Here is a 14402-nt window from a genome sequence, read left to right on the forward strand (position 1 = left end):
TGTGGCCCGGCCCTTATATATGATTAAGTTAACACGATTAAACGGAAAAGAGTTTTCGTTGAATGCTCTATACATAGAGACGGTGGAATCTTTTCCGGATACAACGATTACGACTACAAACGGTCATAAATATGTAGCGTTGGAATCCAGAGAAGAAGTACACGCTCAAATTGCTCAATTTTATAAGGAAGTACATATTTTAGCGAACCCCCATATTAGAGGTGAAGAACATGAAGAGTAAAAATAAGTTGCTAACGATTATGCTAATAATATTAGTTTCCATCACTTTAGTAGGTGTTATCGCTTTACTTATTATTTTCCAACTGAACAAAGGTGATGAAGAAACTGGACCGACCATTGACGAAATTGTGGAGGCGTCGGTAGATATACCGGAAATTACAACGAATCTTGCAGCAAACAAATTCATTCGTATTTCGTTAAAAGTGCAAATGGATAATGCCAAAGCGGCAGAAGAACTAACGAAACGCGATTTCCAAGTAAAAAATATTGTCATTACAGAGCTTTCTGAAATGACTCCAGAAGATTTAGAAGGCAAGCAAGGCAAAGCTGTGTTTCAAGCAGCGCTAAAAACGAAAATTGATGAGTTAATGGATGCAGGAGAAGTGCAGCAAGTTTATATTACTTCTTATATAATCCAATAAAGATATACTTTGAATGGAGGTGGGCAGATTGGCAGGAGATATATTATCTCAATCGGAAATAGATGCGTTGTTAAGTGCGCTTTCTACAGGCGAAATGACAGCAGACGAGATGAAAAGTGAGCAGGAAGCTAGAAAAGTTAGAGTGTATGATTTTAAGCGCGCACTTCGATTCTCTAAAGATCAAATTCGTAGTTTAACACGAATTCATGAAAACTTTGCTCGCTTATTAACAACCTTTTTTTCTGCCCAATTAAGATCGTACGTGCAAATTTCTGTCGTATCAGTGGATCAAATTCCGTTTGAAGAATTTATTCGATCGGTTCCGCATATGACACTGATCAATGTGTTTGAAGTTCCTCCTTTAGAAGGGAATATTCTCATGGAGATTAATCCAAATATCGCTTACACGATGTTAGATCTATTAATGGGTGGACGGGGAGAAACACATACTAAAACAGATAATCTTACAGAGATTGAAACTAAAATTATGACGAACTTATTTGAACGTTCGTTTGATAATTTGAGGGAGGCTTGGGCTAATATTGCGGATATCGACCCGATACTTACTGAGCTGGAAGTTAATCCTCAATTTTTACAAATGATTTCTCCAAATGAAACAGTAGTTGTTATATCTTTTAACACTATTATTGGGGAAACAAGCGGGATGATTAACATTTGTATCCCACATGTCGTTTTAGAACCGATTGTACCTAATCTATCCGTGCGATATTGGATGCAAACAAATAAAAAAGAAGTGTCACCAGAGCAATTAAAAGTACTGGAAAAACGTGTGAAATCAGCTGAAATACCGATAATTGCGGAAATAGGCTCTACTGATATTTCCATCGAAGATTTATTGTATTTGCAATTAGGAGATGTGATCCAGTTGAATGCGAAAATAGACGATCCATTAACGGTTAAAGTTGGGAATATTCCTAAATTTAAAGCCCAACCTGGAAAACTAAAAAAACGAATGGCTGTCCAAGTCATGGAAACTTTGAAAGGAGGAGAGGATGATGATGAGTGATGATATGCTCTCCCAAGAAGAAATTGAGGCCCTCCTAAGAGGAACTACTTTAGAAGAGGATACAAAGGACAAAGAAAATGAAGTGATTAACATTCAAGATTATTTGGATGATTTTGCACAAGATACTTTAGGAGAGATCGGAAATATTTCTTTTGGTAGTTCTGCTACAGCGTTGTCTGCTCTATTAGGTCAGAAAGTAGAAATAACGACTCCTAATATTAGCATGATTAATCGTTCGAAACTGAAAGAGGAATTTCCACAGCCATACGTAGCGGTTCAAGTTCATTATACAGCTGGACTTAGTGGGATGAATCTTTTGGTCATTAAACAATCAGATGCCGCTATTATTGCCGATTTAATGCTTGGTGGGGATGGAATTGATCCAAAACCAGAACTTAGTGAGATTCAACTGAGTGCCGTACAAGAAGCGATGAACCAAATGATGGGTTCTGCAGCGACTTCCATGTCGACTGTCTTTAATAAAAAAGTAGATATTTCTCCACCTTCTATCGATCTGATGAATTTATTAGCAGATGAAGGTGCGGATGCCATTCCAAGCGATGAAATGTTAATTAAAGTTTCCTTCCGTTTAAAAATTGGTGAGTTAATCGATTCGAATATTATGCAATTACTGCCACTTCAATTCGGATTGAATTTAGTTAAATCGCTGATGGGAGAAGAAGATGAGCAAGAAGCGGCCGCAACGATTTTGGAAGAGGCTCCTACGCAAACGCAACCACAAGTAGTGCAAGCACCGCATGTGCAAGAGCCAATTCAACAGCAGGCACCAATGCAGTTTAGTCAACCGCGACAGGCAGCACCACAGGTAGAAGTGCAACAAGCTCAATTTGCTAGTTTCGAAGCACCTAATTTGTCACAAAATGAATCAAGAAATTTAAATTTACTACTTGATATACCACTACAAGTAACAGTAGAATTAGGTCGTACTAAAAGAACAGTGAAGGATATATTGGAACTAACAAGTGGTTCTATTATTGAATTGGATAAATTAGCTGGGGAACCAGTGGATATTTTAGTAAATAATAGACATATCGCTAAAGGGGAAGTCGTTGTAATCGATGAAAACTTCGGTGTTCGAATTACCGATATTCTTAGCCAAGCAGATCGTATTAACAATTTAAAATAAGTACTGGGGGAGACATACGATGTCAAAAAGAATTTTAATAGTGGACGATGCAGCATTTATGCGCATGATGATCAAAGATATTTTATCTAAAAACGGGTTTGAAGTAGTAGGAGAAGCTGGGGACGGTGTACAAGCTATTGAGAAATATGCGGAACTGAAACCAGATTTAGTAACGATGGATATTACAATGCCTGAAATGGATGGAATTGCAGCATTAAAAGAAATTAAAGCAAAAGACCCAAATGCGGTTATCATTATGTGTTCAGCTATGGGACAACAAGCAATGGTTATTGATGCTATTCAAGCTGGCGCAAAAGATTTTATCGTGAAACCATTCCAAGCGGACCGAGTAATTGAAGCAATTTCTAAAGCAATCGGGTAACACAATGATGAGGAAGTTCACCCTCATTTTTTGTGTCATCAGTAGTTTGTTTTTACTAGTTGATCAAAACGTGTATGCGGCTATAGATCCTAATGGAAGCGTCGAAGAGTTTTATGATAAATCAAAGGATGATCGTTCAGAAGTAGAGCCTGCTCCTGACGTAGAAGAAGAACCGGCGGATGCAATAGCCAAGGAACCAGTGTCTGTTACAGCTTGGGATTATGTCAAAATGATTTTTGCATTGCTATTTGTTGTGTTATTGCTGTATGGTCTTTTACGGTTTGTCAACAGTAGAAATAAAACGTTCCAACAAAATAACCTAATACAAAATTTAGGTGGAGTTGGCGTCAGTCAAGGTAAATCCGTTCAGTTATTACAAGTTGGGAATTCACTTTTTTTAGTTGGTATTGGGGAAGATATTACTTTATTAAAAGAAATAGAGGATCCCGAAGAGAAAGCGAAATTAACGAAAATATATGAAGAAAAACAAGATATTGGTAAAACAGTTCCGTACATAACAGAACTAATCCAGCGTTTAAAAGAAAATATTTCTTCTAAACCGACAAGTAATGAAAAAGATCCTTCATTTAACGAAACGTTTCAAAAGAAGTTACGAGAAATCAAAAAAGACCGTAGTGAAGTATTAGAGGATTGGAAGACAAAGGAGCGCGAAAAAAATGAATGATTTTGTCCAGTTCTTTTCGGACAGTGATCCGTCAAATGTCTCTACTTCAATCAAGTTAATGCTATTGCTTACGGTTTTATCTTTGGCACCGAGCATTTTAATATTGATGACAAGTTTTGCCCGAATTGTTATTATTCTTTCCTTTGTAAGGACGGCACTTGCTACACAGCAAATGCCACCGAATCAGGTAATCGTTGGATTGGCATTATTCTTGACTTTCTTTATCATGGCACCTACATTCCAACAAGTGAATGAAGATGCCTTAACGCCACTTTTCAATGAAGAGATAACATTAGAGCAAGCATATGAAAATGCAAGTGGTCCAATTAAAGAGTTTATGAGCAAGCATACGAGGCAAAAAGATTTAGAGTTATTTTTACGCTACACAGAAGCAGAACGACCAGAAACGATTGAGGATATTCCGTTAACCGTTATGGTTCCTGCATTCGCACTAAGTGAAATTAAAACTGCTTTTCAAATAGGCTTTATGATTTTTATTCCTTTTTTAGTAATAGATATGATTGTTGCCAGTGTATTAATGTCGATGGGTATGATGATGTTACCACCTGTTATGATCTCATTGCCATTTAAAATATTATTGTTTGTATTAGTGGATGGTTGGTATTTAGTCATGAAATCCATTTTACAAAGTTTTTAGGAGCTGATTGTCATGAATAGTGAAATGGTAATTTCGATTGCAGAAAGCGCAATTTGGGTCATTCTTCTTACATCAGGTCCTCTACTTTTGGTCGCATTAATCACTGGTCTATCGGTCAGTATTTTTCAGGCAACGACGCAAATTCAAGAACAAACACTTGCATTTGTTCCGAAAATTATTGCTGTTTTAGTTGCCCTTGTTTTTTTTGGACCATGGATGTTATCGCGCGTGACATCGTATGCAACAGATATATTTGAAAATCTAATTAGATACATTGGTTGAGCAGATGGAAGAAATTATACCTAGCTTAACCGTATTCTTATTGATTGTTGCAAGAGTTTCCGCCTTTTTTGTTATTTTGCCCCTTTTTTCCCATCGTGCGGTACCTGCATCCCATCGTATCGCTTTTGCGGTTATCTTATCATGGATGATGTATTATACGATGGATGTGGAACCATTTGAAGTGAACGGGGATTATCTATTATTAATTATAAAAGAAGTAATGGTTGGATTATTTATTGGATTGCTTGCTTATATTATTATGTCTGCCGTCCAAATTGCTGGTGGGTTTATCGATTTTCAGATGGGCTTTGCCATTGCCAATGTAATTGATCCGCAAACTGGTGCACAAAGCCCTTTAATCGGTCAATTTTTAAATACATTGGCACTTCTATTGTTACTTGCGCTAAATGGTCATCATTTACTGTTAGATGGTGTTTTTTATAGCTATCAATTTATCCCGATGGAGCTTGTTTGGCCTGCGTTTGGGCAAGAAAATTATGTGGAGTTTATTATGAAAACCTTTGCGGGAATATTTGCTGTAGCTTTTCAAATGTCTATACCAATAGTGGCAACACTTTTCTTAGTAGATATTGCATTAGGTATTACGGCAAGAACCGTTCCACAGTTGAACATATTCGTAGTCGGGTTTCCTATTAAAATAGGAGTTAGTTTTTTAGTACTCCTTGTCATGATGGGAGTTTTAATGGCAGTTGTTCAGAAAATGTTTGAAATGATGGTTGTCAGTATGCGCGATTTAATGATTATTTTAGGAGGTGGCTAATATGTTCGAACTCCGATTAGACTTACAGTTTTTTGCTGGAGAAAAAACAGAAAAAGCAACTCCTAAGAAAAGGCAAGATTCGCGTAAAAAAGGACAAGTATTAAAAAGCCAAGATGTAACAAGTGCCATTGTTTTACTTTCCGTGTTTTTGTTTTTATTTTTATTTGCCAGTTTTTTAAGAACTGAAATCTTTTCTTTTTTTGAAGTGACATTTACGAAGTATATGTTAATCAAAACGCTGACGATTGAAACGTCGATGGAAATATATAAAGATTTATTAATGGAAATGGCAGTCATTTTACTGCCAATTATGCTAGTTGCAGTTGTAGCTGCGGTCGCTGCAAATTTCTTTCAATTTGGATTACTTTTTACAACGGAGCCACTTAAGTTTGATCTGAAAAAGATAGATCCGATTAAAGGATTGAAACGTATTTTTTCACTAAAAGCAATTATTGAATTATTAAAATCGATATTGAAGATTTCATTTATCGGATCTGTCACAACGCTTATCTTATGGATGAATCTAGAACAAGTATTATCCCTGTCCTTTAAAACAGCTTGGGATACATTATCGACTGTTGGTTGGTTAGCGGGGATGATGGGGATTGCGGCATCGTTTGTGTTGTTATTTATATCGATACTAGATTTCTTTTATCAGCGATTTGACTATGAAAAAAACTTGAAAATGTCGAAGCAGGACATTAAAGATGAACATAAAAACTCAGAGGGAGATCCGATTATTAAATCTCGTATTAGGCAAAGGCAAAGGGAAATGGCTATGCGTCGCATGATGCAAGAAGTTCCCACTGCAGATGTTGTTATTACAAACCCAACTCATTTTGCCATTGCGTTAAAATACGATGATGAATCGATGGAGGCCCCCATAGTTGTGGCTAAAGGCGCCGATTTTGTCGCCCAAAAAATTAAGTTAATTGCCAAAGAAAATGATGTCGTCATGGTTGAAAACAGGCCACTTGCTAGAGCGATGTTCGATCAAGTGGAGATCGGTCAACGAATTCCGGATGAATTTTTCAAAGCAGTAGCAGAAGTACTAGCCTATGTATATCGAATTAAACAAAAAATTTAAAGGCAAAGATTGAGGTGGAAGTATATGCAAATCCGCGATATATCCGTTTTAGCAGCTGTCATTTCCATTGTGGCGATGCTAGTAATACCTCTTCCTCATTGGTTGATAAGTTTTCTGATAATAATTAATATTACTATAGCTTTATTAATATTAATGACTGCTATGAATATGCAGGAGGCTTTACAGTTTTCCGTTTTCCCTACCGTTGTATTGCTCGTCACCTTATTTAGACTAGCACTGAATGTCTCGACTACTAGGGCCATCTTAGCGGAAGGTGACGCTGGTAAAGTAGTAGAAACTTTCGGTACATTCGTAACAGGCGGAAACATGGTAGTTGGTCTTGTTGTGTTTGCCATTTTAGTAATTATCAATTTTATCGTTATAACGAAAGGGGCAGAACGTGTGGCGGAAGTTGCCGCTCGTTTTACTTTGGATGCTATGCCCGGTAAACAAATGAGTATCGACGCAGATTTAAATGCAGGGATGATCTCCGAAAAAGAGGCAAGAGAAAGACGTGAAAAAGTTAGTGGAGAAGCGGACTTTTACGGGGCAATGGATGGTGCTACCAAATTCGTAAAAGGGGATGCAATAGCAGGGATCATTATTGTTATTATTAACCTTGTATTTGGAATTATTATTGGTGTTGCTCAGCTAGGTCTTCCTTTTAATGAAGCTGCAGTTCTATTTTCTACTTTAACAGTTGGGGATGGTCTTGTTTCTCAAATTCCTGCCTTATTAGTTTCTACAGCAACTGGTATCGTTGTTACAAGGGCGGCTTCTAAAGGTAATCTTGGTGGAGATATTACAGGTCAATTACTTAATCAACCAAAACTTTTATATGTTGCAGCGGCTACTATAGCGCTTCTTGGTATTATTACGCCTATTGGAATCTTACTTACTTTCCCGATTTCCATTGCACTTGCAATTGGTGCATATATGATTAGTAAATCAGCGAAAGAAGATCCGGATGAATTAGAAGAATATGAAGAGGAAGTTGCAACGGATACGATGAAAAGTCCCGAAAATGTTATTAATCTATTAAATGTGGATCCGATTGAATTTGAATTCGGTTATGGCCTGATCCCGTTAGTAGATACAGCACAGGGTGGCGATTTACTCGACCGAGTAGTCATGATTCGTAGACAGTTGGCACTTGAACTTGGGGTTGTCATCCCAGTCGTTCGTATTCGAGATAATATCCAACTTCAACCGAATGAATATCGGATTAAGATTAAAGGAAACGAAATGGCAAGAGGGGAACTATTATTAGATCACTATTTAGCGATGAGTCCTGGTGATGATGATTCGATTGAAGGAATAGACACGATCGAACCTTCCTTTGGATTACCTGCAAAATGGATTACCGAATCGGTAAAAGAAGAGGCAGAAATACTTGGTTACACAGTAGTCGATCCACCAAGCGTTGTGTCTACACATATGACTGAAATTATTCGAAATAATGCACATGAATTATTAGGTCGTCAAGAAACGAAGCAGTTAATTGACCATATTCGGGAAACATATCCGATTCTTGTCGATGAACTAACGCCTACTCCTTTAACGGTTGGAGAAATTCAAAAAGTATTAGGCAACTTACTTAGAGAGCATGTGTCCATTCGTAATTTACCGATTATTTTTGAAACACTTGCTGATTATTCGAAAATGACGTCAGATGTCGATGTATTAACGGAGTATGCAAGACAATCTTTAGCAAAACAAATTACAGCGCAATATGCGGGAAATAATCATGTTTTAAAAGTGTTGACTGTTTCTGGTAGAGTCGAAAAATTGATAGCAGACAGTATTCAACAGACAGAACACGGCAATTACTTATCGATCGATCCAAACGATTCCCAAGCAATTTTAGAATCGATGGCAAAAGAAATAGAACGAGTATCGTTAATGGAGCAATCGCCCATTATTTTATGCTCTCCTGCTGTGCGAATGTATTTAAGACAAATGACAGAACGGTATTTTCCTCAAATTCCGATTCTTTCTTATAATGAACTAGAGTCATCAATTGAAGTACAAAGTGTTGGGGTGGTGAATATAGAATGAAAATGAAAAAATATACGGCTAGTACAATGCCGGAAGCAATGAAACTGATTCGCAAAGAATTAGGAGAAGAAGCGGTCATTTTAAATTCTAAAGTTGTTTATTCGAAAGGCTTTTTAGGGCTGTTTAAAAAGAAATCGATTGAAGTTTTAGCAGGAATGGATTCGATTGAAAGTCCAGCACCTATTCTAGAAAAACCAATCCTTCCACAAGTACAAGAAGATTCTAGTTCAGAAGAGATAAAAAAGGAATTAGAGGACTTAAAACAAATGGTTAAGTCGATTGGGCGCACGCAGTCGAATAGAACCAATCCGGATGAAATGGAAGCCCTTATTCAACATTTGAAGGAGCAGGAATTGGCAGAAGAGCTTATCACATCGATCGGTGATGAGCTTTTCGTACATTTGAAAAAAAATGAAGAAGATACAGCAATGGAAGCTCAACTAAAAATAGCAAAAGATCAATTAAGGTCCGAACTAGAGGTATTCCCATTCGGTGGCATTTCCTATGAGAAGAAATATATTAACGTACTTGGACCGACTGGAGTCGGAAAAACGACGACTATTGCGAAAATGGCGGCGCGGGCCGTATTAGAAAAGAAGAAAAAAGTTGGGTTTATCACGACAGATACATACAGAATCGCTGCGATAGAACAACTAAAAACGTATGCAGGACTATTGCAAGCACCGATAGAAATTGTTTATAACGAACAAGATTTAAAGCAAGCAATGCATAAGTTTGAGGCTTTAGATGTAGTGTTTATCGATACTGCTGGAAGAAATTATAAAGAAGTAAAATTTGTCGAAGACTTGCAAAAACTAATCGACTTAAAAGAAAATACGGAAACATTTCTTGTCCTATCATCAACATCTAAACAGCGTGATATGGAAGTAATTATTGAACAATTTAAGGATTTTCCGATACAAAAGTTTATCTTTACAAAAGTGGATGAAACAAATTCTATTGGCTCTATTGTTAATTTAATGGTTAAATATAAGAAAGGACTTGCTTACTATACAGATGGTCAAGAAGTCCCGGAAGATATTGTGGAAGCTAGTCTAGATGAATTACTCAATTTGTTTTTAAAGGGGATTCGTTATGAGAGATCAAGCTGAACAGTTACGAATGCAAATGTTGCAGAGTCAACAAAAGCTAGGTCGATCTATAGCCGTTGTTAGTGGAAAAGGTGGCGTTGGGAAAAGCAATTTTTCAATGAATTTTACGACCACATTGAGTGCATTAGGGAAAAAAGTAGTGCTTATCGATATGGATATCGGCATGGGAAATATTCACATATTGCTAGGGAAAACAGTTCCATCCAATTTAAGAGATTATTTAGTCGGAGAAAAAGCAATCGAAGAGGTCATGTTCGAAGGACCAAATAATTTACAATATATTTCTGGTGGTTCTGGTCTTTCAGGCGTGATGGAGTGGGATGATAAAATATTCCAACGGCTTATTGAAGCATTTGAATATTTACAAAAAAACTTTGACTATATTGTTTTTGATATGGGTGCCGGTGCCACTAGTCAAACTTTGGACTTACTAGTTTCAGTAGACGATATTATCGTTATCACAACTGCGGAGCCTACTTCCATAACCGATGCCTATTCAATGATGAAGTTTATTTACTTGAAAGATCCGGAAAAGAATTTTTTTGTCCTTTGTAATCGAGCATTTTCAGAAGAAGAAGGGTTGGACACAACGTCTAGATTAAAATTGGCAATGTCTAAATTTTTATCCAAAGAAATTGTTGTACTAGGTTCCTTGCCTGAAGATCCAGTTGTACGTGCATCTGTCAAAGAACAAGTTCCTTTCTCCATTTTACATCCAAATGCTGCCATTACAAAAAAGCTAAAATTAATTGTGCATCGCTTTGCTAACTTTATAGTGGAAGAAACAAATGTTCCAAACCAAAGTACATTTATATCTCGATTGAAAAATCTATTTTCGAGGAGGTCATGAGCTAGTGGATCTTTTGTCAAAAAAGAAATTATTAATCGTTGATGATTCTGCGTTTATGCGTAAGCTGATCGGTGACTTTTTCAAGGACAGTCAGGTAATTGAAGTGGTTGGAATCGCACGTAACGGGAAAGATGCCATTCGAAAAATAAAAGCATTGAAACCGGATGTTGTGACGCTTGACGTCGAAATGCCTGAAATGAACGGCTTGGATGCACTGAAACAAATAATGACAGAAACGCCTGTTGCGGTAGTAATGTTGTCTAGTACGACGCAAAAAGGTACGGAAATCACGCTTCAAGCAATGGGACATGGTGCAGTGGACTTTGTCGCTAAGCCAAGTGGGACAATTTCCTTAGATTTACATAAGATTAAAGACGAACTAGTAGCAAAGGTAGAAAACGCGGCGAATATTTCTATTAGCAAATTAAATAAAGTACCGCCAAAAGTTGTAGCCACAACTTCTATCTTGCCCGAAAGAAAAACAGAAGTAAAAGAAACAATCAGTCCAAAAAGAGTGAGCAATTGGAATAAAGCAACTAAGAAAATGGTGTTGATTGGTACTTCTACAGGAGGACCTCGAGCTTTGCAAGAAGTGATTACAAAGCTGCCAAAAGACATGCAAGCTCCCGTGCTTATAGTACAACATATGCCAGCAGGATTCACTAAATCTTTAGCTGAAAGACTCAATCAATTAGCTGAAATAGAAGTGAAAGAAGCAGAAAATGGCGATATTATTCGGAATGGTCATGCCTATATTGCTCCTGGGGGATACCATATGAAAATTCATAAAATAGGGAGCACTTATAGCATTTTATTAGATAAAGAAGAGGCCCCACGTGCAGGACATAGACCCGCTGTAGATGTGCTATTTGAAAATAATAGCCACTATAATGATTTCGATAAAATCGCCGTTATTATGACTGGAATGGGTTCGGATGGTTCCAAAGGGCTTGTGCAACTGAAGAAAAATGGAAATGTAGTAGCCATTGCGGAATCGGCAGACTCTTGCATTGTATATGGTATGCCTAAAGCGGCAGTGGAAACAAAGTTAGTAAACGAAGTAGTAGAATTAGAAAATATCGCAAAAGCGATCATACACTATTTACCTTAAGGAGTGTTAATGAATGGATACAAGTCAATATTTAGAAATGTTTATCGAAGAGAGTAAAGAACATTTACAAGCTTGTAATGAACACTTATTAGAACTGGAAAAAAATCCGGAAGATATAGCTATTGTCAATGAAGTCTTTCGTTCGGCGCATACGTTAAAAGGGATGTCCGCTACGATGGGATACGAAGATATTGCAAATTTAACGCATAAAATGGAAAATGTACTAGACGAAATAAGAAATAATCGTTTGCATGTAACAGCCGATTTACTAGATGTTGTTTTTACTGCAGTTGATCAGTTAGAAGAAATGGTCCTAGATATTGCGGCTGGAGGAAACGGAAAATTAGATGTAGCTGATACGGTTCAAAAACTGCATGCGATTGAAATAGGCGAGGAAGTACCTGTAGCAGCAACTACTATAGATGAGCCTGTTGCGATCGAAGCAACAACAGGGGATAACTGGTTGTCGTATGATGATTATGAATTGACGGTCATCCAACAATCATTAGAGCAAGATTATCAAACATACGAAATTTCCGTTAAATTACGAGAAGATTGTTTATTAAAAGCAGCGCGTGTTTATATGGTTTTTGAACTGTTAGAAAAAATGGGAGATGTGATTAAATCTTCACCGTCAGTGGAAAAGCTAGAGGCAGAAGATTTTGATGAAGTTTTCTATATCGCACTTGTTACTACTGAGCCAAAAGACGATGTACAAAAGAAACTGATGAAAGTTTCAGAAGTTACAGAAGTAGTTGTTCAGCCTGTCACACTCGAGCAACTTAAAATTCGTCAACAAGATGAAATTAGCATCGTAGAAAAAGCAGAGCCAGTAGTTGTCCAACCGGACGAGCCAAAGCTTCAGGTAGTAGAATCAAAACCAGAGAAAAAAGAAAAATCCGCTTCTACAAAAGGGGCTTCCAATAGTAAAACAATCCGAGTAAATATTGAACGATTAGATGTGCTAATGAATTTATTTGAAGAGTTAGTCATTGATCGTGGTCGATTGCAGTCTATTTCGGAAGATTTAAGAAACGCTGAATTAGACGAGACAGTGGAACGGATGTCACGTATAACAGGAGATCTTCAAAATATCATTCTAAATATGCGAATGGTGCCTGTAGAAACAGTATTTAACCGATTCCCACGAATGGTAAGACAATTAGCAAGAGACTTAAATAAGAAAATTAACTTAGAAGTAATTGGAGCGGAAACGGAATTAGATCGTACGGTAATTGATGAAATAGGAGATCCACTCGTTCACTTAATTCGTAATTCACTCGATCATGGAATAGAAAGTCCAGAAATCAGAAAAGCAAAAGGCAAACCTGAAGAAGGTACGGTCGTACTTCGTGCGTATCATAGTGGGAACCATGTTTTTATCGAAATTGAAGATGATGGAGCAGGGATTAATCGTGAGAAAGTACTGAAGAAAGCAATTTCTAGAGGTATTGTCAGTGAAGAACTTGCTGCTACTTTAACAGATAAACAAGTGGCGGAACTTATTTTATCTTCCGGTTTTTCTACGGCTGAAGTCATTTCCGATGTGTCTGGACGTGGAGTAGGATTGGATGTTGTGAAAACAACGATTGAATCACTTGGCGGAACGATGGATATTACTTCAACAGAAGGAAAAGGATCTTTATTCTCTATCCAATTGCCATTAACATTGTCTATTATTTCGGTTATGTTAGTAGAACTTGGCGAAGAAATATACGCTGTTCCTCTTTCCTCGATTATTGAAACAGCGATAATTCGTTCATCGGATATCTTAAATGCGCACAATCAAAAGGTAATTGATTTCCGTGGAAAAGTAGTGCCATTAGTATTTTTAGAAGATGTATTTGAGCTGCCGAGAGAAAGTACAGCAGAAGAATTCCATTCAGTAGTCCTAGTTCGAAAAGGGGATAAATTAGCTGGACTTGTCGTAGATTCGTTTATTGGACAGCAAGAAGTGGTACTAAAGTCGTTAGGAACATATTTAACAAGTGCGTTTGCTATTTCAGGGGCAACTATTTTAGGAAACGGAAAAGTAGCATTAATCGTAGATTGTAATGCATTGATCATATAAAAGTTGATCTTTTAGAAAGGATGCGAAGCGATATGACAGAAACAGTAGACGTTCAAAATTTAAAAGTAGTTGTTTTTCAATTAGCAAATAAAGAATATGTTATTCCCGTCACACATGTACAAGGAATTGAAAAATTTACGCATATAACAAGAGTACCAAAAACCCCTTCTTATGTTAAAGGAGTTATCAATTTAAGAGGAGTTGTTACTCCGATTATAGATTTGAAAAATCGGTTAAGACTTGGTGAAAGCGAATTAAATGAATCTTCCCGAATTATTATTATTACGTTAGAAGATATGGATGTAGGAGTTATCGTCGATTCTGCAAATGATGTATTAGACATTCCAATGGATTCAATAGAACCACAACCCGAAGTAGTAGGCGGATTAGAAGAAGATTATATTGCTGGTGTTGCGAAATTAGGCAGCCGCTTATTGATATTGCTGCATATGCATCTCGTATTAAACCCGATAAAGTCAGGTGTTTAAT

The 14402-nt window shown here is 37.1% G+C and carries 16 protein-coding genes; all 16 read left to right on the forward strand.

Features of this window, described 5'->3' with window-relative positions; genetic code table 11:
* The first annotated feature begins 19 nt into the window (after window positions 1–19).
* The 16 genes from ACIQ38_RS05455 to ACIQ38_RS05530 are packed head-to-tail and all read left to right on the forward strand — an operon-like array spanning window position 20 to window position 14401.
* Window positions 20–241, forward strand: coding sequence for a flagellar FlbD family protein (locus tag ACIQ38_RS05455; protein ID WP_402819080.1), 222 nt, complete (start codon window positions 20–22; stop codon window positions 239–241).
* Entirely contained in the window at window positions 231–662 is a 432-nt protein-coding gene (gene fliL, locus ACIQ38_RS05460) for a flagellar basal body-associated protein FliL (protein ID WP_402819083.1), read from the forward strand. Before ACIQ38_RS05455 ends, fliL begins: the two co-directional genes overlap by 11 nt.
* Window positions 663–690: 28 nt before the next feature.
* Entirely contained in the window at window positions 691–1689 is a 999-nt protein-coding gene (gene fliM / locus ACIQ38_RS05465; RefSeq protein ID WP_402819086.1) for a flagellar motor switch protein FliM, read from the forward strand.
* The gene (gene fliY, locus ACIQ38_RS05470; protein ID WP_402819632.1) at window positions 1682–2836 is read left to right on the forward strand and encodes a flagellar motor switch phosphatase FliY; all 1155 of its coding nucleotides are present in this window, start codon (window positions 1682–1684) and stop codon (window positions 2834–2836) included. The genes fliM and fliY overlap by 8 nt, the downstream gene beginning before the upstream one ends.
* Window positions 2837–2855: 19 nt before the next feature.
* Window positions 2856–3218 carry a response regulator gene (locus ACIQ38_RS05475; RefSeq protein ID WP_402819089.1) on the forward strand — a complete coding sequence of 121 codons (363 nt, stop codon included), beginning with the start codon at window positions 2856–2858 and terminating at the stop codon, window positions 3216–3218.
* Entirely contained in the window at window positions 3190–3903 is a 714-nt protein-coding gene (locus ACIQ38_RS05480) for a flagellar biosynthetic protein FliO (protein WP_402819092.1), read from the forward strand. Before ACIQ38_RS05475 ends, ACIQ38_RS05480 begins: the two co-directional genes overlap by 29 nt.
* A complete protein-coding gene (fliP, locus tag ACIQ38_RS05485; protein WP_402819095.1) occupies window positions 3896–4561 on the forward strand; it encodes a flagellar type III secretion system pore protein FliP in 666 nt (221 codons plus the stop codon). Before ACIQ38_RS05480 ends, fliP begins: the two co-directional genes overlap by 8 nt.
* A gap of 12 nt (window positions 4562–4573) precedes the next feature.
* A complete protein-coding gene (fliQ, locus tag ACIQ38_RS05490; protein WP_402819098.1) occupies window positions 4574–4843 on the forward strand; it encodes a flagellar biosynthesis protein FliQ in 270 nt (89 codons plus the stop codon).
* A 4-nt stretch (window positions 4844–4847) separates the two neighbouring features.
* Complete coding sequence (gene fliR, locus ACIQ38_RS05495) at window positions 4848–5624, forward strand: flagellar biosynthetic protein FliR (RefSeq protein WP_402819100.1); 777 nt, start codon at window positions 4848–4850, stop codon at window positions 5622–5624.
* A gap of 1 nt (window position 5625) precedes the next feature.
* Window positions 5626–6711 (forward strand): flagellar biosynthesis protein FlhB, encoded by a 1086-nt coding sequence (flhB, locus tag ACIQ38_RS05500; RefSeq protein WP_402819102.1) that lies wholly within the window; start codon window positions 5626–5628, stop codon window positions 6709–6711.
* A gap of 24 nt (window positions 6712–6735) precedes the next feature.
* Complete coding sequence (flhA, locus tag ACIQ38_RS05505) at window positions 6736–8769, forward strand: flagellar biosynthesis protein FlhA (protein WP_402819105.1); 2034 nt, start codon at window positions 6736–6738, stop codon at window positions 8767–8769.
* Entirely contained in the window at window positions 8766–9881 is a 1116-nt protein-coding gene (gene flhF, locus ACIQ38_RS05510; protein WP_402819108.1) for a flagellar biosynthesis GTPase FlhF, read from the forward strand. The genes flhA and flhF overlap by 4 nt, the downstream gene beginning before the upstream one ends.
* The gene (locus ACIQ38_RS05515) at window positions 9865–10731 is read left to right on the forward strand and encodes a MinD/ParA family protein (RefSeq protein WP_402819111.1); all 867 of its coding nucleotides are present in this window, start codon (window positions 9865–9867) and stop codon (window positions 10729–10731) included. Before flhF ends, ACIQ38_RS05515 begins: the two co-directional genes overlap by 17 nt.
* 4 nt (window positions 10732–10735) lie before the next feature.
* Entirely contained in the window at window positions 10736–11842 is a 1107-nt protein-coding gene (locus ACIQ38_RS05520; protein ID WP_402819114.1) for a protein-glutamate methylesterase/protein-glutamine glutaminase, read from the forward strand.
* Between the two features lie 13 nt (window positions 11843–11855).
* On the forward strand, window positions 11856–13913 hold the full coding sequence (locus tag ACIQ38_RS05525) for a chemotaxis protein CheW (protein WP_402819117.1): 2058 nt from the start codon (window positions 11856–11858) through the stop codon (window positions 13911–13913).
* Between the two features lie 32 nt (window positions 13914–13945).
* Window positions 13946–14401: a chemotaxis protein CheW gene (locus tag ACIQ38_RS05530; protein WP_402819120.1), complete on the forward strand. Its 456-nt coding sequence runs from the start codon at window positions 13946–13948 to the stop codon at window positions 14399–14401.
* Window position 14402: the final 1 nt, after the last annotated feature.

The organism is Psychrobacillus sp. NPDC096389 (genome assembly GCF_044762855.1).
Classification (GTDB): domain Bacteria; phylum Bacillota; class Bacilli; order Bacillales_A; family Planococcaceae; genus Psychrobacillus.